The sequence below is a fragment of the Microbacterium sp. SORGH_AS_0862 genome (assembly GCF_030818795.1).
Taxonomy (GTDB): domain Bacteria; phylum Actinomycetota; class Actinomycetes; order Actinomycetales; family Microbacteriaceae; genus Microbacterium.
Genome location: NZ_JAUTAY010000001.1, coordinates 2,829,467 through 2,856,095 on the forward strand (window position 1 = coordinate 2,829,467; position 26,629 = coordinate 2,856,095).

23 protein-coding genes are annotated in these 26,629 nt (G+C 71.1%); 15 read left to right on the forward strand and 8 right to left on the reverse strand.

Going from position 1 to position 26,629, the window contains the following annotated elements:
- Positions 1–7: 7 nt before the first annotated feature.
- On the reverse strand, positions 8–1,480 hold the full coding sequence (locus QE377_RS13845; RefSeq protein WP_307324262.1) for a cell wall metabolism sensor histidine kinase WalK: 1,473 nt from the start codon (positions 1,478–1,480) through the stop codon (positions 8–10).
- Positions 1,477–2,211 (reverse strand): response regulator transcription factor, encoded by a 735-nt coding sequence (locus tag QE377_RS13850; protein WP_307324264.1) that lies wholly within the window; start codon positions 2,209–2,211, stop codon positions 1,477–1,479. The genes QE377_RS13845 and QE377_RS13850 overlap by 4 nt, the downstream gene beginning before the upstream one ends.
- A 195-nt stretch (positions 2,212–2,406) precedes the next feature.
- On the opposite strand from QE377_RS13850, the gene QE377_RS13855 reads away from it, so the two are divergent.
- Complete coding sequence (locus QE377_RS13855) at positions 2,407–3,864, forward strand: ABC transporter permease (protein ID WP_307326024.1); 1,458 nt, start codon at positions 2,407–2,409, stop codon at positions 3,862–3,864.
- A gap of 31 nt (positions 3,865–3,895) precedes the next feature.
- The gene (locus QE377_RS13860; protein WP_307324266.1) at positions 3,896–4,603 is read left to right on the forward strand and encodes an ABC transporter ATP-binding protein; all 708 of its coding nucleotides are present in this window, start codon (positions 3,896–3,898) and stop codon (positions 4,601–4,603) included.
- 23 nt (positions 4,604–4,626) lie between these two features.
- Here QE377_RS13860 and QE377_RS13865 read toward each other — a convergent pair whose 3' ends face one another.
- The 3 genes from QE377_RS13865 to QE377_RS13875 form a co-directional block, all read right to left on the reverse strand.
- Positions 4,627–5,058: a VanZ family protein gene (locus QE377_RS13865; protein ID WP_307324268.1), complete on the reverse strand. Its 432-nt coding sequence runs from the start codon at positions 5,056–5,058 to the stop codon at positions 4,627–4,629.
- 7 nt (positions 5,059–5,065) lie between these two features.
- Positions 5,066–6,514: an NADP-dependent phosphogluconate dehydrogenase gene (gene gndA, locus QE377_RS13870; protein ID WP_307324270.1), complete on the reverse strand. Its 1,449-nt coding sequence runs from the start codon at positions 6,512–6,514 to the stop codon at positions 5,066–5,068.
- A gap of 95 nt (positions 6,515–6,609) precedes the next feature.
- Positions 6,610–6,732, reverse strand: coding sequence for a hypothetical protein (locus QE377_RS13875; protein ID WP_307324272.1), 123 nt, complete (start codon positions 6,730–6,732; stop codon positions 6,610–6,612).
- A gap of 214 nt (positions 6,733–6,946) precedes the next feature.
- On the opposite strand from QE377_RS13875, the gene QE377_RS13880 reads away from it, so the two are divergent.
- The 3 genes from QE377_RS13880 (at position 6,947) to mfd (ending at position 11,921) form a co-directional block, all read left to right on the forward strand.
- A complete protein-coding gene (locus tag QE377_RS13880) occupies positions 6,947–7,573 on the forward strand; it encodes a 50S ribosomal protein L25/general stress protein Ctc (RefSeq protein ID WP_307324274.1) in 627 nt (208 codons plus the stop codon).
- Positions 7,574–7,702: 129 nt separating this feature from the next.
- Positions 7,703–8,287, forward strand: coding sequence for an aminoacyl-tRNA hydrolase (pth, locus tag QE377_RS13885; protein WP_307324276.1), 585 nt, complete (start codon positions 7,703–7,705; stop codon positions 8,285–8,287).
- 49 nt (positions 8,288–8,336) lie between these two features.
- Positions 8,337–11,921 carry a transcription-repair coupling factor gene (gene mfd / locus QE377_RS13890; protein WP_307324279.1) on the forward strand — a complete coding sequence of 1,195 codons (3,585 nt, stop codon included), beginning with the start codon at positions 8,337–8,339 and terminating at the stop codon, positions 11,919–11,921.
- Between the two features lie 6 nt (positions 11,922–11,927).
- Here the strand turns inward: mfd and gdhA are convergent, their stop codons facing one another.
- On the reverse strand, positions 11,928–13,286 hold the full coding sequence (gdhA, locus tag QE377_RS13895; protein WP_307324281.1) for an NADP-specific glutamate dehydrogenase: 1,359 nt from the start codon (positions 13,284–13,286) through the stop codon (positions 11,928–11,930).
- A 117-nt stretch (positions 13,287–13,403) separates the two neighbouring features.
- Between gdhA and QE377_RS13900 the strand changes: the two genes are divergently transcribed.
- Complete coding sequence (locus tag QE377_RS13900) at positions 13,404–14,003, forward strand: gamma carbonic anhydrase family protein (RefSeq protein ID WP_307324283.1); 600 nt, start codon at positions 13,404–13,406, stop codon at positions 14,001–14,003.
- A gap of 22 nt (positions 14,004–14,025) precedes the next feature.
- On the opposite strand, the gene QE377_RS13905 is transcribed toward QE377_RS13900, so the two are convergent.
- On the reverse strand, positions 14,026–16,689 hold the full coding sequence (locus QE377_RS13905) for a phosphoenolpyruvate carboxylase (RefSeq protein ID WP_307324286.1): 2,664 nt from the start codon (positions 16,687–16,689) through the stop codon (positions 14,026–14,028).
- 134 nt (positions 16,690–16,823) lie between these two features.
- On the opposite strand from QE377_RS13905, the gene QE377_RS13910 reads away from it, so the two are divergent.
- The 3 genes from QE377_RS13910 to hisS are packed head-to-tail and all read left to right on the forward strand — an operon-like array spanning position 16,824 to position 19,898.
- Complete coding sequence (locus tag QE377_RS13910) at positions 16,824–17,966, forward strand: Na+/H+ antiporter NhaA (RefSeq protein WP_307324289.1); 1,143 nt, start codon at positions 16,824–16,826, stop codon at positions 17,964–17,966.
- The gene (locus tag QE377_RS13915) at positions 17,963–18,610 is read left to right on the forward strand and encodes a MazG family protein (protein ID WP_307324293.1); all 648 of its coding nucleotides are present in this window, start codon (positions 17,963–17,965) and stop codon (positions 18,608–18,610) included. The genes QE377_RS13910 and QE377_RS13915 overlap by 4 nt, the downstream gene beginning before the upstream one ends.
- 34 nt (positions 18,611–18,644) lie before the next feature.
- Complete coding sequence (gene hisS / locus QE377_RS13920; protein WP_307326027.1) at positions 18,645–19,898, forward strand: histidine--tRNA ligase; 1,254 nt, start codon at positions 18,645–18,647, stop codon at positions 19,896–19,898.
- On the opposite strand, the gene QE377_RS13925 is transcribed toward hisS, so the two are convergent.
- Positions 19,882–21,132, reverse strand: coding sequence for an APC family permease (locus QE377_RS13925; RefSeq protein ID WP_307324295.1), 1,251 nt, complete (start codon positions 21,130–21,132; stop codon positions 19,882–19,884). The genes hisS and QE377_RS13925 overlap by 17 nt on opposite strands.
- Before the next feature lie 95 nt (positions 21,133–21,227).
- Here QE377_RS13925 and QE377_RS13930 point away from each other — a divergent pair, with 95 nt between their 5' ends.
- Genes QE377_RS13930 through QE377_RS13955 form a run of 6 tightly spaced genes read left to right on the forward strand, consistent with a single transcriptional unit; the run spans position 21,228 to position 26,610 of the window.
- Entirely contained in the window at positions 21,228–22,076 is an 849-nt protein-coding gene (locus QE377_RS13930) for an SGNH/GDSL hydrolase family protein (RefSeq protein ID WP_307324298.1), read from the forward strand.
- Between the two features lie 32 nt (positions 22,077–22,108).
- Complete coding sequence (locus tag QE377_RS13935; RefSeq protein WP_307324302.1) at positions 22,109–22,825, forward strand: O-methyltransferase; 717 nt, start codon at positions 22,109–22,111, stop codon at positions 22,823–22,825.
- Positions 22,826–22,883: 58 nt separating this feature from the next.
- The gene (gene eno / locus QE377_RS13940; RefSeq protein WP_307324305.1) at positions 22,884–24,164 is read left to right on the forward strand and encodes a phosphopyruvate hydratase; all 1,281 of its coding nucleotides are present in this window, start codon (positions 22,884–22,886) and stop codon (positions 24,162–24,164) included.
- Between the two features lie 40 nt (positions 24,165–24,204).
- The gene (locus QE377_RS13945) at positions 24,205–24,738 is read left to right on the forward strand and encodes a septum formation initiator family protein (protein WP_307324308.1); all 534 of its coding nucleotides are present in this window, start codon (positions 24,205–24,207) and stop codon (positions 24,736–24,738) included.
- A gap of 37 nt (positions 24,739–24,775) precedes the next feature.
- Positions 24,776–25,309, forward strand: a complete 534-nt coding sequence (locus QE377_RS13950) for a DUF501 domain-containing protein (RefSeq protein ID WP_307324310.1) — start codon at positions 24,776–24,778, stop codon at positions 25,307–25,309.
- The gene (locus QE377_RS13955) at positions 25,306–26,610 is read left to right on the forward strand and encodes a S8 family serine peptidase (RefSeq protein WP_307324313.1); all 1,305 of its coding nucleotides are present in this window, start codon (positions 25,306–25,308) and stop codon (positions 26,608–26,610) included. The genes QE377_RS13950 and QE377_RS13955 overlap by 4 nt, the downstream gene beginning before the upstream one ends.
- The last annotated feature ends 19 nt before the right edge of the window (positions 26,611–26,629 follow it).

Sequence of the window (26,629 nt, forward strand, 5' to 3'; positions counted from 1 at the left end):
CACCACGCTAGCGGCTCGGATCGGCCTCGGATGCGGCCGGTCCCGGATCAATGGGTTTGCCCGGCATGCGCAGGGTGAACGTGGTGTCGCCGGGGCTCGAATCGACCGTCAGTTCGCCGCCGTGAGCGTCGGCGATGGCCCGTGCGATGGAGAGCCCGAGGCCCGTGCCGCCGGTCTTCCGGGCCCGGGAGCTGTCGCCGCGGGCGAAGCGCTCGAACAGCTCGTCGCGCACCTGCGGGTCGACGCCGGGGCCGTCGTCGTGCACACGCAGAACGGCGTCCGATCCCTCGCGGGTGACGCTGAGCGTCACGGTCGTGCCGGCGGGGGTGTGTGTGCGTGCGTTCGCCAGCAGGTTCGCCACGACCTGGGTGAGTCGGCCCGTGTCACCCGCGACGATGACCGGCTCCTCGTCGAGCTCGAGCTCCCAGTGGTGATCCTGGCCCGCCGCCTGCGCGTCGCCGAGGGACTCGACGGCCAGGCGCGAGAGGTCGACCGAGCCGTAGACGAGCTCGTGCCCCTCCTCGAGGCGGGCGAGCAGCAGCAGGTCTTCGACGAGCTCCGTCATCCGCAGCGACTGCGCCTGGATGCGCTGCAGTGAGGACTCCGTGGTCTCGCTGAGCGTCCGATCGCGCAGCGACAGCTCGGAGTACCCGCGGATGGAGGCGAGGGGGGTGCGCAGCTCGTGGCTCGCGTCGGCGACGAAGCGCCGCATCCGCTCCTCGTTGCGCTGGCGCGCCTCGAGCGAGGTCTCGACGTGGTCGAGAAGCGTGTTCAGCGCGACGCCGACGCGTCCGATCTCGGTGGCGTCGTCGGCCTCGGATGCGGGAACGCGCTCGGTGATGCGCACGGCGCCCTCGGAGAGCGGCTGGGCGGCGACGCGCTCAGCGGTGCTCGCCACGGCTCGGAGCGGGCGCAGGCTGCGTCGGATGATGATGGCCAGCACGACCCCCAGCAGCAGAAGGCCTCCGACGGTCACCAGAGCGACGGTGGTCACGATCTGCCCCAGCGTCTCGGTGACTTCCGAGGTCGGCAGACCGACGAGCAGGAACGCGCCGGAGGTGTCGCCGGTCAGGATGGCGCGGTAGTCGCCCAGCCCGTCCACGGACACGTCGACGCGGCCGGTGTCGTGGTCAGGGCGTCCTGTGATGCTTTCGATCTGCGCAGGGGTGAGTTCGACCACCGAATCGGCGGCGACGTAGGCGCCGGTGGTCGGCCCGTATTGCCCGCGCAGCACCAGGAGCGTGCCGACCTCCTGCCGGCCGTTCTTCAGGATGTCCGCCGCGCTGTCGTTGGGGGAGCCGTACAGCTGCGAGGCCTCCGAGACCTGTGTGTCCAGGCTCTCGCGCATGATCGAGGTGAGGATCGTGCCGGTCGCCAATCCGACGGCGCCGAGGATGACGGCGACCATGCCGATGACGGCGACCATGAGCCGGGCCTGGAGCGTGAGTCGGCGCGCCACCCTTCGGTGGACGCGTGTCACTGCGGAGCTTTGATCATGTAGCCCACACCGCGCACGGTGTGGATCAGCGGCTCCCGCCCGGCGTCGATCTTCTTGCGCAGGTACGAGATGTACAGCTCGACGACGCTCGAGCGTCCGCCGAAGTCGTAGTTCCAGACGCGGTCGAGGATCTGCGCCTTCGACACCACGCGGCGCTGGTTGCGCATGAGGTAGCGCAGCAGCTCGAACTCGGTCGCGGTCAGCTCGATCTCGACGCCCTGACGCTCGACTTCGTGACTGTCTTCGTTCAGGCTGAGGTCTCCGACGCGCAGGATGGGCTCGGAGTCGCCTGCCTGGGCGGTACCCGCGCGGCGCATGAGACCCCGGATGCGGGCGACGACCTCTTCGAGGCTGAAGGGCTTCGTGACGTAGTCGTCTCCGCCGGCCGTGAGACCGGCCACCCGGTCGGCCACGCCGTCCTTCGCGGTGAGGAACAGCACCGGTACGTCGTTGCCCGACTGGCGCAGACGCTGCAGCACGGCCATGCCGTCGAGATCCGGCATCATGATGTCGAGCACCATGGCGTCCGGCTCGAAGTCGCGCGCGGCCTGCAGCGCCTGGAATCCGCTGGCCGCGGCGCGCACGTCCCAGCCCTCCATGCGCAGAGCCATCGACAGCAGATCGGTGAGCATCTGCTCGTCGTCGACGACGAGGATGCGGGGAGCGGAGCCGTCGGCGCGCTGCAGAGCGGGGGAGGGTGCCATCGAAGTCATGCCTCGATTCTGAGGTCGTTTCTATGCCGTTCCTATGGAGCGGGTTATGAGCCCGCTGTGAGTCGCGCAGCCGGCCGGGTACCGGATGAGAGACATGGTCGCATAGTCGTCTCATAAACGCGCCATGTGTCTTGCATCGTGAGCGTCTTTAGCGTCTCGGCAAGGCCCCAGAACCCGATGGGCCAGGAGGAGAACATGTACGCGACATATCTGCGGCGGGAGCTGTCCGGCCGCAAGAAGCAGACCATCATCGTGGCGGCGGGACTCGCCATCGCCATCGCACTCGTCATCGTGGTGACGGCGCTGTCGTCCGGCGTGCGCGACGCGCAGACGCGAGCCCTGGAATCCGTCTACGGCATCGGCACCGACCTGACCGTTGCCGGTGCCGAGACCGAGCCGGGCGAAGGCGGAAGACCTCGCTTCGAGTTCGGTCAGGACGCCGGCTCGACGGACGACGACGGCACCACCTCGCTCAGCCAATCGCGGCTGATGACCGATCTGATGCGCGGCACGCTGGCGGCGTCCACCGTCGACACCATCGCGAACCTGGAGAACGTCTCCGCCGCATCCGGCGCGCTCGCACTGACCAACTCGACCTTCACGGGCGAGCTCCCCGAGCGGCCGACCACCGACGACGGCACCGCCGCGGAGGGCCAGACCGGCCCGCCAGGCGGGGGCGGGGGCTTCGGTGGCGGATCGTTCGACCTCGACTCGTTCTCCGTGCTCGGCGTCGGAGCCGACGCGTCCGTCGGACCCCTCTCGGCGGTGACGCTCTCCGAGGGGCGGATGCTGGAGGGCGCGGATGCGGGCCAGGACGTCGCTGTGCTCGACGCCACCTATGCCGCGTCGAAGTCACTGGCCGTGGGCGGCGCGATCGATGTGGGCGGCACCTCGATGCAGATCGTGGGCATCGTCGCCTCCGCGACGAACGACGCCGACACGGCCGCGAACGTGTACATCCCGCTGGATGTCGCACAGACGCTCGCGGGGGTGGGCGACGTCGTCTCGACGGTCTATGTGCAGGCGAGTTCCGCGGACGCGATCGGGTCGGTGCAGACCGCGATCTCGGACGCCTTCCCCGACGCGACCGTGAGCTCGCAGTCGGATCTGGCCTCGACGGTCTCCGGCTCGCTCGCGAGCGCCGCGGCGCTGATCACGAGTCTCGGCACGTGGCTGTCGGTGCTCCTGCTGGTCGTCGCCGTGGCACTGGCCGTGCTCTTCACGATCTCCGGTGTCTCCCGCCGTACGCGCGAGTTCGGAACGCTCAAGGCGATCGGCTGGTCCAACCGCCGGGTCGTCGGACAGGTCGCGGGCGAGTCGGTCGTGCAGGGGCTCATCGGCGGCGTCGCCGGTGTGGTTCTCGGGCTCGGCGCGATCGGTGTCATCAACCTGATCTCTCCCACGATCTCGGCCACCACGGAGCAGGCGACGGGCCCGGGCGGGATGACGGGACCGGGCGGAATGGGCGGACCGGGCGGAGCCCCGCAGCTGGCGGCCGCCGCATCCGACGTGGTCCTGAACGCGCCGGTGTCGATCGGCATCGTCCTGATGGCCGTCGCGCTGTCGATCGCCGCGGGGCTGGTGGCGGGGGCCTTCGGCGGCTGGCGTGCAGCCCGGCTGAGCCCTGCCGAGGCCCTGCGTGCCGTCGCCTGAGCGGCCCCGGAACGAAACGAGGAGAACAGACATGACCATGAACGACACCGTCCAAGCCGCCCCGTTCGCCTATCGCGTGCGCGGCGTCGGCAAGACCTACCGGCAGAAGGGGAGGGTCGTGACGGCGCTCACCGGCGTCGACATCGACATCGATCCGGGTGAGTTCGTCACCATCCAGGGCCCCACGGGAGGCGGCAAGTCCACGTTCCTCCAGCTGCTCGGGGCGTTGGACCAGCCGACCCAGGGCCAGGTGATGCTGGGCGAGACCGACATCGCCCGCGCGACCAACCGACAGCTCAGTGAGGTGCGCGCACACGAGATCGGCTTCGTGTTCCAGGGCTTCAACCTCATCCCGACCCTGACGGCTGCGGAGAACGTCGACATGGGCTTGGAGCCCCTGGGCCTGCCGCGGTCCGAGCGGGCCGAACGGGTCCGCGAGGCGCTCGAGCGCGTCGGCCTCGACGAGCGGGCCGACCATCGTCCGGGCGAGCTGTCGGGCGGTCAGCAGCAGCGCGTGGCGATCGCGAGGGCCATCGCGAAGAAGCCCCGCGTGCTGCTGGCGGACGAGCCTACAGGCAACCTCGACGAGCACATGCGCGACGAGATCCTGGAGGTGCTGGAGGCGCTCAACCGTGAGGGATTGACCCTCATCGTGGTGACGCACGACTCGGCCGTAGCCCGGCGTGCATCGCGGCGCCTCCGGCTCGAGAAGGGCACCGTTCGCGACATCACCCGGTGACATCGGCGCGCCGCATCCGTCGTTCAACGGCGACGGATGCGGCGCATCGCTGCGATCGCGAGCGCCCCGATCACGGTGCCGATCGTGTTCGAGACAAGGTCGCGGACATCGGCGACACGGCCGGCGAGGGCCAGACCCTGCGTCGTCTCGATCCCGGCGCTGATGACGAGGCCGATCGGGATGGCGAGCCACCACCGGCGGTCCAGCCACAGCGCCCCGATCAGGCCCGCGGGCACGAACAGCGCGATGTTCGCGGTGAACTCCAGCAGGTCGAACGTGATCCAGCGGGTCCACGGTGTCGCCCCGAAGGCCTCGGCCCACGCCTTCAGGATGCCGCCGGTGCCGGCCGCGTCATCGGCCACGAGCGTCAGGCGCGCCAGCACCACGAGATACGCCGCCGTGGCGACCGCCAGGAGCAGCCTGCTCCGGCGGCCGCGCACGGCGGCGTCCGTCATGACGGGGTCAGTGCGTGTCGACGGCCTCGACCTCGGAGCGGTCGCCCGACCACAGCGTGTGGAAGGTGCCCTCCTTGTCGATGCGCTTGTAGGTGTGCGCGCCGAAGAAGTCGCGCTGGCCCTGGATGAGGGCGGCCGGCAGGCGGTCGGCGCGCAGGCCGTCGTAGTAGGCGAGCGACGACGAGAACGCGGGCGTCGGCACGCCCGTCTCGACGGCGCCGATGACGACGCGGCGCCACGCATCCTGAGCGGTTGCGACGGCGTCGCGGAAGTAGGGTGCGAGCACGAGAGCCTGCAGCGACGGGTTCTCGGCGTACGCCTCGGTGATGCGGTTGAGGAACTGCGCGCGGATGATGCAGCCGCCGCGCCAGATCTTGGCGATGTCGCCCTTCTTGATGTCCCAGCCGTACTGCTCGGCCCCGGCCACGATCGCGTCGAAGCCCTGCGAGTAGGCGATGATCTTCGACGCGTACAGCGCCTGGCGGACGTCCTCGATGAAGGCCTCGGGGTCGGCGACCGTCGCCGTCGAGGAGGGGCCGGGCAGCGACGTCGCCTCGGCGCGCTGCGCGGGCTTCGAGGAGAGCGAGCGGGCGAACACGGCCTCGGCGATGCCCGAGACGGGGATGCCGAGATCCAGCGCGGTCTGCACCGTCCAGGCGCCCGTTCCCTTGGCGCCGGCCTGGTCGACGATCACGTCGACGAGCGGCTCGCCGGTGGCGGCGTCGACCTGCTTGAGCACCTCGGCGGTGATCTCGATCAGGTACGACTCCAGCTCGCCGCGGTTCCACTCGGCGAAGATCTCGGAGATCTCGGCGGGCGACTTGCCCGTGCCGCGACGGATGAGGTCGTACGCCTCACCGATGAGCTGCATGTCGACGTACTCGATGCCGTTGTGGATCATCTTGACGAAGTGACCCGCGCCGTCGTGACCGACGTGCGTGACGCAGGGCTCGCCCTCGGCGACGGCCGCGATGCTCTTGAGGATCGGTCCGAGCGTGACCCACGACTCGTCCGAGCCGCCGGGCATGATCGAGGGGCCGTTCAGCGCACCCTCTTCGCCGCCGGAGATGCCGGCGCCGACGAAGTTGATGCCGGTCTCCCGCACAGCCTTCTCGCGGCGGATCGTGTCGGTGAACAGGGCGTTGCCGCCGTCGACGATGATGTCGCCCGGCTCGAAGACCTGCACGAGGTCGTTGATGACCGCATCCGTGGGGCCGCCGGCCTTGACCATGATGATCGCGGTGCGCGGCTTCTGCAGCGACGCGGCGAACTCGGCGTACGTCGAGGCCGGCACGAAGCCCGCCTCGGGGTGCTCCGTGACGAGGTGCTCGGTCTTGTCATAGCTGCGGTTGAACACGGCCACCGTGTTGCCCTCGCGCGAGGCGAGGTTGCGGGCCAGGTTCGACCCCATGACGGCGAGTCCGACGACTCCGATGTTGGCTGATGCCTCGGTCACGAAAAATACTCCTCGAACGAAGGGTGGGAACACGCCAATCGTAGTGTTCCCACGCGCCGCGAGGATGCCGTGCGACGCCGGGCGTCGCCGCGGAGTCAGGACTTGCGGTAGTTCTGGCGGCCCATCGACCAGAAGGCGCCGACGACGCCGATGAGGGATCCGAGCGAGAGCAGGCCGATGAAGCCGAGCAGGAGGTCGGAGGCGAGCTGAGCGTCCACGGGGGAGTCCTTTCGATCGGGGCTCGCGCCGGCGGGGCGCATCTTTTCCATGCTACCGGGCGGCACTGGTAGACTCGACGCGAACTTCGGCGAGGGATGCGGCATCCGCATCCGTAATCGACGAGGGTGTGCAGGCCTACGGCTTCCTCACGCGCTCGCGTTCGAGTCGAACCATCCCCGATCTGGGGCCCGTGGGCCCGCAAGGAGAATCATCATGTCGGAAGACAACAAGGTCGCCGCTGAGGTGCGCACGCAGTTCGGCAAGGGCTTCGCCCGTCGCCTGCGCGCCGCCGGTCAGATCCCCGCCGTCCTGTACGGCCACGGCACCGAGCCCGTGCACCTCGCCCTGCCGGGTCACCAGGTCGCCCTGCTGATCCGTCGCGCGAACGCGCTGCTCGAGCTCACCGCCGACGGCAAGGACCACCTGGCCCTCGTCAAGGACGTCCAGAAGGACCCGGTGCGCCAGATCATCGAGCACATCGACCTGCTGGTCGTGAAGAAGGGCGAGAAGGTCGCCGTCGACGTGCCCGTCGTCGTCGTGGGCGAGCCCTTCGCGGGCACCATCGCGAACCTGGACGCGACGACCGTGTCGCTCGAGGTGCTGGCCACCGACATCCCGCAGAACATCGAGGTCGACGTCGAGGGCCTCGAGGACGGCACGCACATCACGGCCGCCGACCTCAAGCTCCCCAAGGGTGCGACGCTCGTGACCGAGCCGGAGACGCTCGTCGTCGCCGTCTCCGTGCCCGCTGCGACCCTCGCCGCGGAGGACGAGATCGCCGAGGCCGACGCCGAGGTCGCTGCTGAGCAGTCCGAGGAGTCCGCGGAGGCCGCGGAGTAATTCCGCCCCACTCGCACAGGAGAAATCCCGACGACAGGATCGATTCTCAAGAATCGTCCTACGTTCGGGATTTCTCCTGTTTTACGTCCGTCTCAACGTCGCACTCGCGCCGCCTCCGGAAGGGATGACATGGCCGACACCTGGCTGATCGTGGGACTCGGGAACCCGGGACCCCGCTACGAGGCGACGCGCCACAACGTCGGCCAGATGGTCATCGACGAGCTCGCCGGCCGCCGCAACGAGGGTTTCAAGGTGCACAAGGCGGGTGCGCGCATCGCCGAGGGCTGGCTGCGTCCCGGTGGACCGAAGCTCGTGCTCGCGAAGCCCAACACGTTCATGAACGTGTCCGGCGGACCGGTCGCGAACCTCGCGAAGTTCTTCGACATCCCCGCCGAGCGCGTCGTGGTCGTGCACGACGAGCTCGACATCCCCTTCGACACGCTCAAGCTCAAGACCGGCGGCGGCCACGGCGGGCACAACGGCGTCCGCGACGTCGCCAAGGCGCTCGGCACCCCCGAGTTCCCCCGGGTGCGGGTCGGCATCGGCCGCCCTCCCGGCCGCCAGGACCCGGCCGACTGGGTGCTCGACGCCTTCGGTCAAACCGAGCGCAAGACACTCCCCATCCTCGTGTCGGATGCGGCGGATGCGGTCGAGCTCCTCGTCGACGAGGGCCTGGTCGCCGCGCAGCAGCGCTGGCACGCCCCCCGCGCCTGACCCAGCGCCCCCCGAAGCGGGTGTCGGTGGGGCGCCGTAGACTCTTGTGGTGACAGTTCCCGGGATCGTCCGCGCCCTCGCGCGCTCAGAAACGTTCCGAGACGCAGCCGGGGCAGCCTCCGTCGACGGGGACTTCTCCCTCGTCGACGGCCTCGATGCCCCGCTGCTCGCGGCCCTTCTCGAGCGGCGCCGCGAGGCCGGAAAGCCGGCCGTGCTGCTGGCCGTCGCGCCCACCGGTCGCCGCGCCGAGGCGCTGGGGCCCGCGCTCGAGGCGCTGCTTCCCGGCGCGGAGGTGCGCCACTTCCCGGCGTGGGAGACCCTGCCGCACGAGCGCCTCAGCCCGAGCGCCGAGACCGTCGGCCGCCGCCTCGCCGTGCTGCAGCGCATCGCGGAGTGGGAGGGCACCGCGCCGCTGGTTGTCACCGCATCCGTGCGCGGCGCGATCCAGCCGATCGTCCCCGGACTCGGGGATGCGGGCACGATCCGTCTCAGCGTCGGTGGCCGCGGCCATGACCTCGCAGCCATCGTCGTGCGCCTCGTCGAGTTCGCCTATCACCGCGTCGACATGGTCTCGCGTCGCGGCGAGTTCGCGGTGCGCGGCGGCATCCTCGACGTCTTCCCGCCCGCCGCCGACCACCCCTATCGCGTGGAGTTCTTCGGCGACGAGGTCGACCAGATCCGCGCGTTCTCCGTCGCAGACCAGCGCTCTCTGCCCGGCGACATCGACCGGATCGACCTGCTGCCCAGCCGTGAGCTGCTGCTCACCGATGAGGTGCGCGACCGCGCGCTCGGCCTCGCGGACTCCTTCCCGTCGCTCGCCGGCATGCTCACGAAGATGGCCGAGGGCATCCCGGTCGAGGGCATGGAGTCGCTCATCCCCGCGCTCGTCGACGGCCTCGTGACGATCGTCGACTACCTGCCGCGCGCCAGCGCCGTCGCCGTCGTCGACCCGGTGCGCGCAGCCACCCGCGCGACGACCCTCGCCGAGACCAACCAGGAGTTCCTGGATGCGGCGTGGAGCGCCGCCGTCGCCGGTGCCGACACCCCGGTCGATCTCGGATCGGGTGACTTCCTCTCGCTGCTCGAGCTGCACGAGGCCGCCCGCGCGCGCACCGACGTGTGGTGGGAGCTCTCCTCGTTCGACTCGGGCGCTGCGGATGCGGCCGCCGAGGGCCTCTCGGACGACGCCGGCGTCACGCGGATCGCCGCCGCATCCGTTCCGTCGTTCGCGGGCAGCGTCGAGGGCGCGATCGATCACGTCGCCCAGCTGCTCACCGAGCAGTGGGCGGTCGTCGTGACGGCGTCGGGCGCAGGTCTCGCCGACCGCGCGCGCGACGTGCTCGCCGAGCGGGGGATCGCGGCTCGCCGGGTCGACTCGCTGAGCGAGCCGCCCGAGCCGGGCCTCGCCACGGTTGTCGTGAGCACGCTGGAGCGCGGCTTCCAGGTCGCCGATGCGCGGCTCGCCGTCCTGACCGAGTCGGAGTTCTACGGCCGCACGATCGGCAGCGACACCCGCGCCGTGAAGAAGCTCGCTTCGCGTCGGCGCAACGTCGTCGACCCGCTGCAGCTCAAGCCCGGCGACTTCGTGGTGCACTCCACGCACGGCATCGGCAAGTTCGTCGAGCTCGTGCAGCGCGAGGTCTCCAGCGGCGGCCGCAACGCGGTCAAAAGCAAGCGCGAGTACCTCGTGCTCGAGTACGCCGCCTCCAAGCGCGGCCACCCCGGCGACAAGCTGTACGTGCCCACCGATCAGCTCGACCTGCTCTCGCGCTACGTCGGCGGCGAGGCGCCCGCGCTGTCGAAGATGGGCGGCAGTGACTGGGCCGCCGCCAAGAGCAAGGCCCGCCGCGCCGTTCGCGACATCGCGGTCGAGCTCGTGAAGCTCTATTCCGCGCGGATGGCGGCGAAGGGCCATGCCTTCGGGCCCGACACGCCCTGGCAGCGCGAGCTGGAGGAGGCGTTCCCGTTCGCGGAGACCCCCGACCAGCTGCAGACGATCGACGAGATCAAGGCCGACATGGAGCGGCCGATCCCGATGGACCGCCTGCTGTCGGGAGACGTGGGCTTCGGCAAGACCGAGGTCGCCGTGCGCGCAGCCTTCAAGGCGATCCAGGACGGCAAGCAGGTCGCGATGCTCGTGCCGACCACCCTGCTCGTCAAGCAGCACCTCGAGACGTTCTCCGAGCGCTTCGCCGGGTTCCCCGTCAAGGTGCGGGCGCTCTCGCGCTTCCAGACCGACAAGGAGGCGAAGGATGTGGTCGCCGGCCTCGCCGACGGCACGGTCGACATGGTCATCGGCACGCACCGCATCCTCACCGAGAAGGTCGTCTTCAAAGACCTCGGGCTGATGATCATCGACGAGGAGCAGCGTTTCGGCGTCGAGCACAAGGACGCTCTGAAGAAGCTCAAGACCAACGTCGACATCCTCGCGATGAGCGCCACCCCCATCCCTCGCACGCTCGAGATGGCGGTCACCGGCATCCGAGAGATGTCGACGCTCGCCACCCCGCCCGAGGATCGGCATCCGATCCTGTCCTACGTCGGGCCGCGCAACGACAAGCAGATCGCGGCGGCGATCCGGCGCGAGCTGCTGCGCGAGGGCCAGGTGTTCTTCGTGCACAACCGGGTCTCGTCGATCCAGCGGGTCGCGGCGGATCTCGCCGAGCTCGTGCCGGAGGCGCGCGTCGCCGTCGCCCACGGGCAGATGGGGGAGCACCAGCTCGAGCAGGTCGTCGACGACTTCTGGGAGCGCCGGGCCGACGTGCTCGTCTCGACCACGATCGTCGAGACAGGACTCGACATCTCCAACGCGAACACGATCATCATCGACCGCGCCGACAAGTACGGCCTCAGTCAGCTGCACCAGTTGCGCGGCCGCGTCGGTCGCGGGCGCGAGCGTGCCTACGCGTACTTCCTGTACGACGAGACCAAACCGCTGAGTGAGACCGCGGCAGACCGCCTCGAGACGATCTCGGTCAACAACGACCTCGGCTCGGGCATGCAGGTGGCGCTCAAAGACCTGGAGCTGCGCGGCGCGGGCAACCTGCTCGGCGCGGAGCAGGCGGGGCACATCGCGGGCGTCGGCTTCGACCTGTACCTGCGCATGATCGGCGAGGCCGTGGCCACCTTCCGCGGCGAGGAGACCGAGGGGCAGACCGAGCTCCGGCTCGAGCTGCCCGTGCAGGCCCGCATCCCCGAGGACTACATCGACAGCGAGCGCCTGCGCCTGGAGGCCTACCAGAAGCTGTCCGCCGCGGCATCCGCGACGGCGAAGGACGACGCGATCGACCTCGTGATCGAGGAGCTCACCGACCGGTACGGACAGCCGCCGGCCGAGGTCGAGGGCCTCGTGGCCGTCGCCCGGCTCCGCCGTCGTGCGGCGCGTTCGTCGCTCGCCGACGTCGTCGCGATGGGACCGAACCTGCGCGTCGCGCCCGCGCACCTGCCCGATTCGCTGCGCGTGCGGATGCAGCGGCTCTATCCGAAGGCGAAGCTCGTCGCCTCAGGCGAGGCCCTTGTCGTGCCGCTGCCCACCGCGGGCGGCGAGCCGTTGGGCGATGCCGAGCTCATCGCCTGGACGAGCCAGCTGCTCGACGCACTGTTCCCGGTGCCCGAACCCGCCCCCGCCGGCTGACGCCGGTCAGATGACGCCCTGCGCCGCCATGGCGTGGGCGACGCGCTCGAAGCCTGCGCTGTTGGCGCCGACGACGTAGTCGCCGGGGCGTCCATAGCGCTCGGCCGCGTCGAACGCGGCGTCGTGCACGTCGCGCATGATCTGGCGCAGCTTCGCCTCGCTGTCGGCGAACGTCCAGCGCTGGCGCGAGGCGTTCTGGCTCATCTCCAGCGCGGAGGTGGCGACGCCGCCCGCGTTGGCCGCCTTGCCGGGGGCGAACAGCACGCCGGCGCTGCGGAACGCGGCGATCGCGCCGGGGGTGGAGGGCATGTTCGCGCCCTCGACGACTGCGCGCACGCCGTGGGCGATGAGGGCCTGGGCATCCGTCTCGTCGAGCTCGTTCTGCGTCGCGCAGGGGAACGCCACATCCACGGGCACCTCCCACGGCCGGGCGTCCGGCACGAAGCGGGCGCTCGGCCGGCGGGCCGCGTACTCCGCGATCCGCGCGCGCTCGGTCTCCTTCACCTGCCGCAGCAGACCCAGGTCGATGCCGGCGTCGTCGACGACGTAACCGCTGGAATCAGATGCGGTGACCGGCACCGCGCCGAGCTGCTGCGCCTTCGCGATGGCGTACACGGCGACGTTGCCCGATCCGGACACGCTCACGCGGCGTCCCTCGAGGCTCTCGCCGGCGACGCCGAGCATCGCCTCGGCGAAGAACACGGCGCCGTAGCCGGTGGCCTCGGTGCGTACTTCGGCGCCGCCCCACTGCACGCCCTTGCCGGTGAACATGCCGGACTCGTGACGGTTGGTGATGCGGCGGTACTGGCCGAAGAGGTAGCCGATCTCTCGCGCGCCCACCCCGATGTCGCCGGCGGGGACGTCGGTGTGCTCGCCGAGGTGCCGGTACAGCTCGTTCATGAACGACTGGCAGAAGCGCATGATCTCGGCATCCGATCGCCCGTGCGGGTCGAAGTCGCTGCCGCCTTTGGCGCCGCCGATGCCCTGGCCCGTGAGCGCGTTCTTGAAGATCTGCTCGAACCCGAGGAACTTCACGATCGACGCGTTCACGGTCGGGTGGAAGCGCAGCCCGCCCTTGTAGGGCCCGAGCACGGAGGAGAACTGGATGCGGAAGCCTCGGTTCACGCGAACGGTGCCGGCGTCGTCGACCCACGGCACACGGAACATGATCTGCCGCTCGGGCTCGACGATGCGCTCGAGGATGCCGAGCTCGGCGAACGCGGGGTGGCGCTCGATGACGGGAGCCACCGAGTCGAGCACCTCGTGCACGGCCTGCTGGAACTCGGGCTCGTGGGGGTTGCGGGCGAGGACGGTGGCGAAGGTGGAGCGCACGGCTTCGGGCAGCGCGGCGAAGGTCTCGGTCAACGTGGTTCTCTCTGGCCGGGTATCGCGCGCGGCGCGATGTCCCAAATGGATGCGGACGCTCCCACCCTAGCGGCGTCGGACCTGTCGCCTCGACGCGCGCTGCCCTAGGGTGACGGCATGCGCTACGAGCACCTCGGCGCCGCGCCGTCGGTCCACCCGTCGGCCAGCGTCGCACCCACGGCCGTGCTGAGCGGCGACGTCACGATCGGGGCGGGATGCCGCATCCTGCACGGCGCGATCCTCACCTCGGAGGGCGGACCGCTGACGCTCGGCGAGCACGTCATCGTCATGGAGAACGCCCTGGTGCGCGCGACGGCCGCCAATCCGGTGCACATCGGCGATCACACGCTGATCGGCCCGACCGCGAGCATCGCCGGAGCGACGATCGCCGAGGAGGTGTTCATCGCGACGGGGGCGCGCGTGTTCAACGGCGCGCGCATCGATCGTCGCAGCGAGGTGCGTATCGGCGCCACGGTGCACCTGCGCACGCATCTCGCCGAGGGCTCGGTCGTGCCGATCGGCTGGGTCGCGGTGGGGGATCCCGCGATCGTCGTCTCACCCGACAAGCACGACGAGATCTGGGCGCGCCAGCAGGAGCTCGACTTCCCGGGGTATGTGTTCGGCCTCGACCGCGACACCCCCGACCTCATGGTGCAGCTCACGGAGCGCTACGGCCGCAGCCTCGCGCGGCACGACGACGACCGCCTCCTCGACTGAGGAGGCGGTCGTCGGATGCGGCTCAGCCGGTGTTCTGCAGGCCAGCCGCGACCCCGGAGACCGACAGCAGCAGCAGCCGCTGGTTGGCGGTGTCGGCGGGCGCGTCGGCCGGGGCGTCGCGGAGAGCCCGAAGGGCCCGCAGCTGCAGCAGCGACAGGGCGTCGACGTAGGGGCTGCGCAGCTTCACGGCGCGCTGCAGCACGGCCTTGTTCGCGAGCGGGGCGTCGCCGCCGACGATCCGCACGACCCAGTCGCGGGTGAGCGACATCTCCTCCATCACCAGCTGGGCGAGGTCGTCGCGGTCTCCGAGGCTCAGGTACTCGCGGGCGATGCGGTCGTCGGCCTTCGCGAGGCTCATCGCGACGTTGTCGATCATCGCCCGGAACAGCGGCCACTCGGCGTAGGCGGTGCGCAGCAGCTGCTCGTCGCCCACGGTCTCCAGCGCCGTGCCGAGGCCGAACCAGCCGGCGAGGTTGATGCGCGCCTGCGACCATGCGAACACCCACGGGATCGCGCGGAGGTCTTCGAGCGACTCGACCGACAGTCCGCGGCGGGCGGGACGCGAGCCGAGGGCGAGGAGTCCGACCTCCTCCATCGGGGTGACGGTGGCGAACCACGGCGCGAAGCCGGGGGCCTTCACGAGCGAGTAGAACCGCTCGCGTGAGGAGTCCTCGAGCACCTGGGCGATCTCGGCGAACATCTCGGCGCCGCGGCGGTTGCGCGCCTCGTTCGACGGAGCGGAGGCCATGAGGATGGCGGCGGCGACCTGATCGATGTGGCGCATGGCGATCTGCGGGTCGCCGTAGCGGGCGAAGATGACCTCGCCCTGCTCGGTGAGCTTGAAGCGGCCGTCGACCGAGTGCGGCGGCTGCGCGAGGATCGCGCTGTTGGCGGGCCCGCCGCCGCGGCCGAGGGCGCCGCCGCGGCCGTGGAAGAGGGTCAGCTCGATGTTGTTCGCCTGCGCCCACGCGGCGATCTCGGCCTGTGCCTCGTAGAGGGCGAGGTTCGCCGCGACGGGCCCGACATCCTTCGAGGAGTCGGAGTAGCCGAGCATGACCTCGAGGCGGCGGCCCGTGGCGTCCAGACGCGCGGCGAACTCGGGGTGCTCCGCGATCTCGGCCAGGATGCCGGGGGCGGCCTGCAGGTCGGCGAACGTCTCGAACAGGGGGATCACGTCGAGCACGGGCGCTGCGCCCTCGGCGCCCACGGCGTACCGCGCGAGGCGGTGCACGTTGGCGAGGTCTTCCGCGGACTGCGTGAACGAGACGATGTACCGGCCCGCCGCGCGCGGTCCGAAGCGCCCCTGGATGTAGGCGATCGCGCGGAAGACCTCGAGCACCTCTTCGGTCAGCTCGCTGCGCTCGCCGCCGGCCTCGAGCTCCGCGAGGACCTTCTCGTGCACGGCGGAGTGCTGGCGCACCTCGAGCTCGGCGAGGTGGAAGCCGTAGGTCTCGACCTGCCACACCAGCTGCTGCAGGGCGCCGTACGCCTGGCGGGCGGCGCCCGCATCCGCGAGCGACTGCTGCACGGTGCGCAGATCGGCGAGCAGGTGCTCGGGGTCGCGGTAGGCGAGGTCGGCGTTGCGGGTGCGGGTCGCCGCGATCCGGCGCGCGACCATCAGCAGGATGCGGCGGTGCGGCTCGTTGGGAGAGCGCTTCGCGATCTCGGCCGCCGCCTCCTCGTCGGCGCTGCGGAGGCGGTTCCACAGGGCCACGAGGGCGTCGCTCGGGGGAGTGGACGTGGCGTCGAGGGTCAGCGTGCGCCCGATCCGCAGTGCGGTGCGCTCGAGGCCCAGCAGCACGTGCTCGCTCGCGATGCCGGCGGCCTTGCGCGTGACCTTCGCGGTGACGAAGGGGTTGCCGTCGCGGTCGCCGCCGACCCAGGTGCCCACGCGCACGAAGGGGCGCACGAGTGGGGGACGGTTGCCGGCGCCCTCGCCGAGCGCGTCGTCGACGCGGCGGTAGACGCGGGGGACGGTCGTGAAGAGGGTGTCGTCGAAGACGGCCATGATCGCGCGCACCTCGTCGGTGGGCGACGGCTTCTCGGCGCGTAGCGGCGCCGTGCGCCAGAGCGTGTCGATCTCCTCCAGCATCCGCCGGCGAGCGCGGCGCTGGTCGACACCGCCCTCAGTGAGGGAGTCGTACTCGTCGAGCAGCTCGGACAGACGGCGGATGCCGGTCGAGATCGCACGGCGGCGGGCCTCGGTCGGGTGGGCGGTGAAGACGGGGTGGAACCGCAGCGACTGCAGGCGTTCGAGTGCCACGTCGTCGCCGACCTCGGACGCGAGCTGGCGGAGGGCCGAGCGGATGGAGTCGGTGCGGCCCTCGGGCTGGCCGTCGCGCTCGCGCAGCACCCGCACGCGCTGGTGCTCCTCGGCGAGGTTCACGAGGTGGAAGTAGACCGTGAAGGCGCGGGCGACCTCGTCGGCGCGCTCGATCGTGAACGAGTCGGCGATCTCGGCGGCGCGCTCGAAGGCCTCGTCGCTCGGGTCGGTGTAGGCCTGGATCGTCGCGACGCGGAGGCGCTCGACGTCTTCGTACAGACCTGTCGAGCCGCTCTCCTGCAGCACCTGTCCGAGCAGCGAGCCGAGCACGCGCACGTCCGCGCGCATCTGATCGGGGATCTCCTGCCCTGCCTCGTGGCGTCCGACGACGCGAATGGCCTCGGTGGGGGTGGGTTCGAGCATGGGAACAACGGTACTGGGAGCCGGAGACCACAAATGACACGCGCGGCGCCCCGTTACGATGGACTCCGGAGTGGCGGGAAGTCTGGTCGCCTCGTCGCCTGGCGACGGACACCGTTTCCCACCCTGGAGGGCAGATGCGCCTGCTTCGTTCCGAGCGTTTTCCCGCCGTCGTGCTGCTGATCGCGGCCGCTCTCGGCCTCGTGCTGGCCAACTCACCGCTGGCAGCCGGTGTCGCCACCGTGAAGGATGCGTACATCGGCATCCCCGGTGTCTTCACCCTCTCGGTCGGGCACTGGATCCAGGACGGCCTGCTCGCGATCTTCTTCTTCGTCGCCGCCATCGAGCTGTGGCACGAGCTGACCGCAGGGCAGCTCAGCTCGCCGCGGCGCGCGGTCCAGCCGGCGATCGCTGCGGCGGGCGGTGTGCTGGTGCCGATCGCCATCTTCCTCGCGTTCTCGCTGGGCACGTCGTCTGCTCCGGGCTGGCCGATCCCCACCGCCACCGACATCGCGTTCGCCCTTGGGGTGCTGGCCGTCTTCGGCCGCGGTCTCCCGACCGGCGTGCGGGCGTTCCTGCTGGCGCTCGCGATCCTCGACGACATCGTCGGCATCGTGTTCATCGCCGTGCTCTTCACCGACGGCGTCGACCTCTTCCTCCTGCTCGCCGCGCTCGTGGGCGTCGTCCTGTTCTCGCTGCTGAGTCGCCGGCTCACCGACCGCAACCGCGTGCCGCTCGGCATCGTGCTGGTGCTGCTGGGCGTCCTCGTGTGGGTGCTCGTCTACCTCTCCGGCGTGCACGCGACGATCGCGGGCGTCGCCCTCGGACTCGCGATGGCGCCGCGGCCCGCGGCCCGTGTGCGTCACGCCCTCGATCCGTGGGTGAACGGCGTGGTGCTGCCGCTGTTTGCGCTGTCCGCCGCATCCGTCGCCGTCCCGTCGGTGGGCCTCGACGAGCTCCAGCCGGTGTTCTGGGGGGTGCTGATCGCGCTTCCGGTCGGCAAGATCCTCGGCATCACCGTGTCCGGCTGGCTCGCGCAGCGGCTCGAAGAACCCGACGGCCGCTTGCGGCTCGCTGACCTCGTCGCGGCGGGAGCGCTCGGCGGCATCGGCTTCACCGTCTCGCTGCTGCTGTCGGAGCTCGCCTTCGCGGGCGACGGGCTGCTGCGCGATGAGGCGACGCTCGGTGTGCTGGGTGGGTCGTTGGTCTCCCTCGTGGTCGCCGCGGTGCTCATAGCATGGCGGGCACGGCACTACCGACGCGAGGAGCGCAGGGTATGAACGACGCGGATGCGGCCTCCGACGGTCTCCGGCGCGCGGCCGAGGTGATGCACGAGGTGCGCGAGAGGTGCGTCTGGTCGCAGCAGATCGATCACGCAGCCCTCGTGCCGTACCTCGTGGAGGAGAGCGCCGAGGTGATCGACGCGGTCGAGAACGGCGACCGTGCAGAGCTGCGCGAGGAACTGGGCGATCTGCTGTGGCAGGTGCTGTTCCACGCCGAGATCGCCTCGCGGGACACCGACGACCCCTTCGACATCGACGACGTCGCCGGCGACCTCGCCGACAAGATGGTGCGCCGCCATCCGCACGTGTTCGCGGGCGAGACGGCCACGACGCCCGAAGAGGTGCTCGTGCACTGGAATGCGGCGAAGGCGGCGGAGAAGCGCGAGCGGCGGAGCGTGCTCGACGGGATCCCCGCCGCGATGCCGGCGCTGGCCCGCGCGCAGAAGGTCGTGGGCCGCGCGCCCGGCGCCGCCATCCCGGCACGTCCGCTCGAGATCACCTCGGAGGAGCAGCTGGGAGATGCCCTGCTCGCGCTCGTGGCGCGGGCGAAGGCCGAGGGCTGGGATGCGGAGCGGGCGCTGCGTACCCGCACGCGCGCGCTGGAGGAGGGTGTGCGCCGGGCCGAGGCCGGTTTGGGATGATGGTCTGGTGCCAGCAGTGAACCCCCCGCGCGGCATGCGCGACTTCCTCCCCGCCGACAAGGCCCGCCGCGAGCGCGTGCTCGCCGTCATCCGCGACCGCTATCGGGCGCACGGCTTCGACGAGATCGAGACGCCGGTCATGGAGGACTACGACCGGCTGCACGCCGGCATGGGCGGCGACAACGAGAAGCTCGCGTTCAACGTGCTCAAGCGCGCGCTCTCGCCGGAGGCGATCGCGGCGGCCGCGGACGACCCGGCCGCGCTCAGCGACCTCGGCCTTCGTTTCGACCTCACCGTGCCGCTGGCGCGGTTCTACGCCTCGCACCGCGCCGAGCTTCCGGGCGTCTTCCGCTCCGTGCAGATCGCGCCGGTGTGGCGCGCGGAGCGCCCGCAGAAGGGGCGCTACCGCCAGTTCGTGCAGTGCGACATCGACATCATCGGCGACGCAGGAGCCCGCGCCGAGGCGGAGCTCATCGTCGCGACCCTCGACACGCTCGATGCACTCGGTCTCGTCGGCGCGAGCGTGCGCATCAACGACCGTCGGGCGCTCGACGAGATGCTGGAAGTCTTCGGCTTCGCGGCGTCGGAGCGTGCGGGCGTGCTCATCACGATCGACAAGCTCGACAAGATCGGTCCGGAAGGTGTGGAGGCCGAGCTGCGCGAGCGCGGGGCGACCGCATCCGCCGTCGACGCGTTCGCGGCGTTCCTCGCCCGTCCCGCGGGGGAGGGCACCGCGTTCGGCGAGGCGCACATCCGTGCGCAGCTGCCCGACGGCATCGCCGACGAGGTCGTCGCGCACCTCGTCGGCATCGGTGAGGCGGTCAGCGCCGCGGTGGGCCTCGACGAGGTGCCGCTCGTGTTCGACCCGTTCCTCGTGCGCGGTATGGGCTACTACACGGGCACGATCTTCGAGCTCGCGCACCCCTCCGTGCCCTACTCGCTGGGCGGCGGCGGACGCTACGACGGCATGATCGGGCGCTTCCTCGGCCAGGACGTGCCGGCGGTCGGCTTCTCGATCGGCTTCGAGCGCATCGTCGACCTCGTTTCGGCGGGGGAGGATGCGGGACTCGACGCCGTCGTGCTCGTGCACGACCGCGACGTGCCGGTCGCCGAGCTCGTGGCGGTGAAGTCCGCGCTCGTGACGGCGGGCTCGCGAGTGCGGCTCGAGCAGCGCACCAAGAACCTGAAGGCGCTGCTGGAGCGCGCGGCCGCGGACGGCTACACGGCGTTCGCGACGGTGGCCGCGGGCGACGACCCGTCCGAGCTCGAGCTCAAGCCGCTCGCGTAGCGCCGCAGCGGCCGAACACGAGCCGCAGCACCACGCCGACGGCGAGCACGCCCGCCCCGGCGACGGCCGCCTGCCACGGGAGCGTCACGGCGAGCACTGCGCATCCGGCGGCGCCGAGGACGGCGAGCGCGCGCGGGAAGCGGCGGTGCGCCGCATCCTGTCGGAGGGCCGCGAGGTTCGCGACGAGGTAGTACACGAGCACGCCGAGGGATGAGAACCCGATCGCGCCGCGCAGGTCGACGAGGGCGACCGCGACCATGACGATCGCCCCGACGGCGATCTCGGCGCGGTAGGGCGTGTGCCGCGACGGATGCACGGCGGCGAAGAAGCCGGGCAGGTCGCCGCCGCGCGACATCGCGAACGAGGTACGCCCGATGCCGGCGATGAGGGCGAGGAGCGCGCCGAGGGATGCGGCGGCCGCACCCACGCGCACGACCGGCTGCGCCCACTCCCAGCCCGCGGCTGAGACGAGGTCGGCCAGCGGTGCGGAGGCGGTCGCCAGCCGTTCCGGGCCGAGCACGAGCAGGCACAGCACGGCGAGGACCGCGTACACCGTGAGCGCGCCCGCGAAGGCGCCCAGGATCGCGCGGGGGATCGTGCGCGCGGGGTCGCGCACCTCTTCGCCCATCGTCGCGATGCGGGCGTAGCCGGCGAAGGCGAAGAAGATGAGCCCCGCCGACTGCAGCACTCCGTACGGACTGACCTCGCCGGCGGTCCAGCCGGCGCCGGTCGGCAGCGACACCGCACCCGCGGCCACGACGACGGCGAGGCACAGGAGCACGATCGTGACCAGGATGCGGGTGAGCCGCGCGGTGCGGGTGACGCCGAGCAGGTTCACGATCGTGAGGGCCGCGACCGCCGCGACGGCGACGGGTCGCTCGAACCCGGCGGGCGCGGCGTACGCGGCGAAGGTCATGGCCATGGCGGCGCAGCTCGCGAGCTTGCCGATCACGAACCCCCAACCGGCGACGAATCCCGCCCACGGTCCGAGCTCGGCGCGGCCGTACGCCCACGCGCCGCCGGCGACCGGATGCGCGGCGGCGAGCTGCGCCGTGGAGGTGGCGTTCGCGAAGGCGACGACCGCCGCGATCGCGAGGCCCACGAGCAGGTCCGTTCCGGCGGCCTGCGCGGCGGGGGCGAAGACGGCGAACACTCCGGCGCCGATCATCGAGCCCAGGCCGATCGCCACGGCGTCGCCGAGTCCGAGGCGTCGCTGGAGGGAGGGGCCGGTCACGTCGGGCACCCTACTGCAGCGCTGTGAACCGCCGGGGACTCGATCGGTCACCCAGCCGTCACGACCCGTTCACCGCGAGGGGTTCGGATGGGTGCGTGGCCCGCATCCGATTCCCCGCGCGCACGGTCGCAGCGTTCGCCGGGGTGGTCGCCTTCGCGCTCGCCGCCGCCCGGGAGGTGCTGCGGCGCCAGGCGGCGCACGCTCGCCGGCAGATCGGCAAGCCGCTCGGCGAGCAGGCGCCGTCGGCCGACCGCGTGTGGCGTCCCGGCTACGACGGCACGCCCATCGAGCTGCTCGTGCTGGGGGACTCGATCGCCGCGGGCCTGGGCGCGGAACGGCGCAAGGACACCCTCGGCGCGCGTCTCGCCCGCGCACTCGCCCGGCGGACGCAGCGCCCCGTGCGCCTGCGCACCGCGGCCGTGGTCGGCTCCGAGTCCGCCGCGCTCGCCGCCCAGCTCGACGCCCTGCCCGACGACTATCGCGCGGATGTGGCCGTGATCGTGGTGGGCGGCAACGACGTGACGCACCGCATCCCGATCTCCCGCTCGGTGGCTTCGCTGGAGGAGGCGATCGAGCGTCTGCGCCTCGAGGGCACCGAGGTGGTCGTCGGCACCTGCCCGGATCTGGGGGCGCTGCGTGCGGTGCCGCAGCCGCTGCGCTCGCTCGGCTCGCGCCTGTCGCGCCAGCTCGCCCAGGCGCAGGCGCGCGCCGCGACCGCCAGCGGTGCCTGGGTCGTCTCGTTGCGGCACGTCGTCGGCCCGTTCTTCATCTCGAACCCCGACGAGATGTTCAGCCTCGACCGGTTCCACCCGAGCGCGGTCGGCTACCGCCGAACCGCCGACGCGCTGCTGCCGTCGGTGCTCGCGGCGCTGGGCGACGACGTGCGGTTGCCCTCCGGTCACCAGGCCCCTGACACGCGGGGCGCGCTCGCCGGCAGGGGTTGACCCCGCATCCGCACGGCCGATTGGCTGGCGGCATGAGCGACACGAACCCGGCGCCGACGCCGGACGGCTGGCGGGCCGTCGACGCGTACCTGACCGACGCATTGGTCGAGAAGGACTCCGCGTTGGAGCATGCCCGCGCGGCGCAGGATGCGGCAGGTTTGCCGGCGATCGAGGTCGTGCCGCTCACCGGCAAGTTGCTGCACCTGCTGGCACGCATGATCGGCGCACGCCGGGTGCTCGAGATCGGCACGCTCGGCGGCTACTCCACGATCTGGCTCGCGCGCGCTGTGGGGGAGCGAGGGCGGGTGACGACGATCGAGGCCGAGCCGCGCAACGCCGCTGTGGCACGGCAGAGCATCGACGATGCGGGTGTGGGCGAGCGCGTCGAGATCCGCCAGGGGAGGGCGGCGGATGTCCTCCCGCACCTGGAGGGACCGTTCGATCTCGTCTTCATCGACGCCGACAAGGAGTCCAACACGATCTACCTCGACTGGGCCGCGCGTCTCGGTCGCGCGGGGACCGTGGTCGTGGTCGACAACGTCGTGCGCGCCGGGCGCATCGTCGATCCGGAGAGCCACGAGAGCCAGGTGGAGGGCGTGCGGCGTTCCCTGGCGATGCTCGCCGACGACGATCGGTTCGACGCGACGGCGGTGCAGACCCTCGATGCGAAGGGCTGGGACGGCTTCGCGGTGGTGCTCATCACGCGTCCTGGGCTTTCTTCCGGTGGGTCTCGGGCCGAGCGTCACTAGACTCGGAAGCGGACCGATGTCGCTCCGAGATCACACCCCCAAACTCAAGGAGTCCCCTGTGGCACTTATCGAGGCTGTAGGCGCGCGCGAAATCCTCGACTCGCGCGGTAACCCGACCGTCGAAGTGGAGGTGCTCCTCGATGACGGTGTCGTGCAGCGTGCGGCAGTGCCCTCCGGCGCATCCACCGGCGCGTTCGAGGCGTACGAGCTGCGCGACGGCGACAAGAGCCGCTACGGCGGCAAGGGCGTGCTGAAGGCCGTCAACGCCGTCATCGACGAGCTCGGCCCGGCGATCGAGGGTGTCGAGGCGAGCGAGCAGCGCGTCGTCGACCAGATCCTCATCGAGACCGACGGCACCGAGAACAAGTCGCGCACCGGCGCGAACGCGATCCTCGGCGTGAGCCTGGCCGTTGCCAAGGCCGCCGCCGACTCGGCCGACCTTCCCCTGTTCCGCTACCTCGGCGGCCCGAACGCGCACCTGCTGCCCGTTCCGCTGTTCAACGTCATCAACGGTGGCGAGCACGCCGACAACGGCATCGACTTCCAGGAGTTCTTCCTGGCGCCCATCGGCGCTGAGACCTACGCCGAGTCGCTGCGCTGGGGCACCGAGGTCTACCACGTCCTCAAGGGCGAGCTGAAGGCCGCCGGCTACAACACGGGCCTGGGCGACGAGGGCGGCTTCGCCCCCGACCTCCCCAGCAACCGCGAGGGCCTCGACTTCCTGCTCAAGGCCATCGAGAAGGCGGGCTTCACACCCGGCTCCGACATCGCCGTGGGCCTCGACGTCGCCGCGACCGAGTTCTACAAGGACGGCGTGTACACCGTCGAGGGCAAGCCGTGGACCCCCGCGCAGCTCGTCGACTACTTCGCCGACCTGGTCGCCAACTACCCGATCGTCACGATCGAGGACGCCCTCGCCGAGGACGACTGGGAGAACTGGAAGGCCATCACCGACGCCATCGGCGACAAGGTGCAGCTCGTCGGCGACGACCTGTTCGTCACCAACCCGAAGCGCCTGCAGCAGGGCATCGACCTCGGTGTCGCCAACGCGCTCCTGGTGAAGTTCAACCAGATCGGCTCGCTCACCGAGACGCTGGATGCGGTCAGCCTCGCGACCCGCAACGGCTACCGCTCGATGTGGTCGCACCGCTCGGGCGAGACCGAGGACACCACGATCGCCGACCTCGCCGTCGCGACCAACGCGGGTCAGATCAAGACCGGTGCGCCCGCTCGGAGCGAGCGCGTCGCGAAGTACAATCAGCTTCTGCGCATCGAAGAGGAACTGGGTGAGGCGGCTGTGTTCGCCGGCCGAGCCGCGTTCCCGCGCTTCAAGGGCTGAGTGACGACGACACACCGTCACTGAACGAGAAGGAGGAGCCGTGGCAGCACGAACGGCTCCTCCTTCTCGTTCCCGGCGTTCTTCGGATGCGCCCCGCCGCCGCGTCGACGTGCGCGACTGGCTCGGCGGCATCCGGCTCTCGGGTTTCATGATCATCATGCTGGGCCTGGTCGTTCTGGGCGTGCTCGTGCTCGTGCCGACCGTGGGCACCTATCTCGACCAGCAGCAGCGGATCGCGGCGCTCCAGAACTCGGTGCAGCTCACCGAGTCGCAGATCGCCGATCTGCAGGCGCAGAGCGAGCGCTGGGACGACCCGGCGTACATCACGACGCAGGCGCGTGAGCGGCTGTACTACATGAATCCGGGCGAGATCGCGTACATCGTCGACAACGATCTGACGGCGGCCCAGCAGCCCCGCGAGCAGGATGCGGTCAGCGACGAGGTGCAGCAGACGCGCACCGACTGGATGGCGCAGCTGGTGGGCTCCGTCATCACCGCCGGCGCCGCCAAGACCGCGGTCGCGGACCCCACGGCTCCCGCGGACGGCGGGACGCCCGCCACTCCCGCGCCCTGAGCCCGGCCTCCCAGGCGGCTCACGGTAGCCTGGGAGGGTGAGTTCCGCGCCTTTCCCCCCGGTCACCGACGCCGAGCTCGCGGTGCTCCGCTCTCAGTTGGGGCGTCCGGCGCGCGATGTCGTCGGGATCGCCGCGCGCTGCGTGTGCGGCAACCCGACCGTGGTCGCCACCGCACCGCGACTGGCCGACGGCACGCCGTTCCCCACCTTCTACTACCTCACGCATCCCGCCGCGACCGCGGCGATGTCGACGCTCGAGGCCGAGCACGTGATGCCCGAGTTCGCGGCGATGCTCGAGGACGAAGACACCGCCGCCGCGTATCAGGCGGCGCACGAGGCGTACCTGGCCGACCGCGAGAGCTTCGGCGAGGTGCCCGAGATCGCCGGGATCTCCGCCGGTGGCATGCCCACCCGCGTGAAGTGCCTGCACGCCCTCGCCGGTCACTCCCTGGCCGCCGGCCCCGGCGTCAACCCGATCGGCGACGCGGCGCTCGAGCGCAGCGCGTGGTCGCCGACCCGCTGCGTGTGCGCCGACCCCGGCGCGGCGCTCGCCGAGGGCACCCCGGGGTGAGAGCGCTCGCTCTGCGGGTCGCCGCCGCGCTGGTTCTCGTCGCGCTGACGGCGGGTGTCGCGCCCGCCGCCTACGGGCAGACGACGCCCGCGCCGGTGCCGCAGGAGAGCCCGGGCGTCGACCCGATGCGGGCGCAGGAGTACTGGCTCGACGCATACGGCATCCGCAAGGCGTGGGAGACCACGCGCGGCAAGGGCGTGAAGATCGCGATCATCGACACGGGCATCGGCAAGGCGCCCGAGTTCGACGGCGCGGTCGTCGGCGGGACGGATGTGTCGGGTCTCGGCACGGCGGACGGGCGCACGCCCGTGGGCGCGGTGGACGCGAACCACGGCAGCTGGGTGGCGTCGCTCGCCGCATCCCGCGGACTGCCGAACGAGACGGGCATGATCGGGGTCGCGCCGGAGGCGTCGCTGCTGTCGGTGTCGGTCGGGTTCGGCACGAGCTCGCCGGTGCCGTTCTCCGAGCAGATCGCCAACGCGATGCGGTGGTCGGTCGACAATGGCGCGAAGGTCATCAACCTGTCGTTCACGACGAACACGCTCGACTGGGATCCGAGCTGGGACGACGCGTTCCAGTACGCCTTCGAGCACGACGTGGTCGTGATCGTGGCGGCGGGCAACCGCGGTTCGGGCACGGCGCGCGTGGGTGCGCCGGCGACGATCCCCGGTGTGCTGCCGGTCGCGGGTGTGGACCCGCAGGGCAAGGCAAGTGTGGAGGCGTCGACGCAGGGCATCACGCTGGGCGTCTCGGCTCCCAGCGAGCAGCTGCTCGGGGTCTCGGCCGACGGCCAGGTGGTCGTGTGGAAGGGCACGAGCGGTGCGGCGCCGATCGTGGCGGGCATCGCCGCGCTCGTGCGGGCGGCGCATCCGGAGCTGGATGCGGCGAACGTGATCGAGCGGCTGATCGCGACGGCGAAGGCACCCGCGGGGGTGGGCTCGCTGCCGGACGACCAGTACGGGTATGGCCTGGTGGATGCGGCCGCGGCGGTGTCCGCATCCGTTCCCGAGGTGTCGGCGAACCCGATGGGCGATCTGTCGGAGTGGATCCGCGTGCACCGCCGGGCGGAGGAGTCTCCGGCGCCGTTGCCGACGGTGGGGGAGGTGTCGGTGCCGCCGCTGCCGCCCGCCGAGGCGGGTTCGCGGCCGGCGTCTCCGCTGCTTCCTAGCATGGATACGCTTTTGTACGGGTCGATCCCGTTATTGGTGTTCTCGGTGGCCGCTATACTGATAGCGCTCGGCGTCAGTGCTGCTGTCCGTCGCATCCGATTGGCGCGTGTCCAACGCGCGCGCAGCCGTTGAATCGTCTAGGAGTTCGTTC

Excerpts from the sequence above, each read along its gene's own strand:
- QE377_RS13850 (WP_307324264.1), bottom strand. The coding sequence starts at position 2,211 with ATGACTTCGATGGCACCCTCCCCCGCTCTGCAGCGCGCCGACGGCTCC.
- QE377_RS13855 (WP_307326024.1), top strand. The coding sequence starts at position 2,407 with ATGTACGCGACATATCTGCGGCGGGAGCTGTCCGGCCGCAAGAAGCAG.
- QE377_RS13860 (WP_307324266.1), top strand. The coding sequence starts at position 3,896 with ATGACCATGAACGACACCGTCCAAGCCGCCCCGTTCGCCTATCGCGTG.
- QE377_RS13865 (WP_307324268.1), bottom strand. The coding sequence starts at position 5,058 with ATGACGGACGCCGCCGTGCGCGGCCGCCGGAGCAGGCTGCTCCTGGCG.
- QE377_RS13880 (WP_307324274.1), top strand. The coding sequence starts at position 6,947 with ATGTCGGAAGACAACAAGGTCGCCGCTGAGGTGCGCACGCAGTTCGGC.
- pth (WP_307324276.1), top strand. The coding sequence starts at position 7,703 with ATGGCCGACACCTGGCTGATCGTGGGACTCGGGAACCCGGGACCCCGC.
- QE377_RS13900 (WP_307324283.1), top strand. The coding sequence starts at position 13,404 with ATGCGCTACGAGCACCTCGGCGCCGCGCCGTCGGTCCACCCGTCGGCC.
- QE377_RS13905 (WP_307324286.1), bottom strand. The coding sequence starts at position 16,689 with ATGCTCGAACCCACCCCCACCGAGGCCATTCGCGTCGTCGGACGCCAC.
- QE377_RS13910 (WP_307324289.1), top strand. The coding sequence starts at position 16,824 with ATGCGCCTGCTTCGTTCCGAGCGTTTTCCCGCCGTCGTGCTGCTGATC.
- QE377_RS13915 (WP_307324293.1), top strand. The coding sequence starts at position 17,963 with ATGAACGACGCGGATGCGGCCTCCGACGGTCTCCGGCGCGCGGCCGAG.
- hisS (WP_307326027.1), top strand. The coding sequence starts at position 18,645 with ATGCGCGACTTCCTCCCCGCCGACAAGGCCCGCCGCGAGCGCGTGCTC.
- QE377_RS13935 (WP_307324302.1), top strand. The coding sequence starts at position 22,109 with ATGAGCGACACGAACCCGGCGCCGACGCCGGACGGCTGGCGGGCCGTC.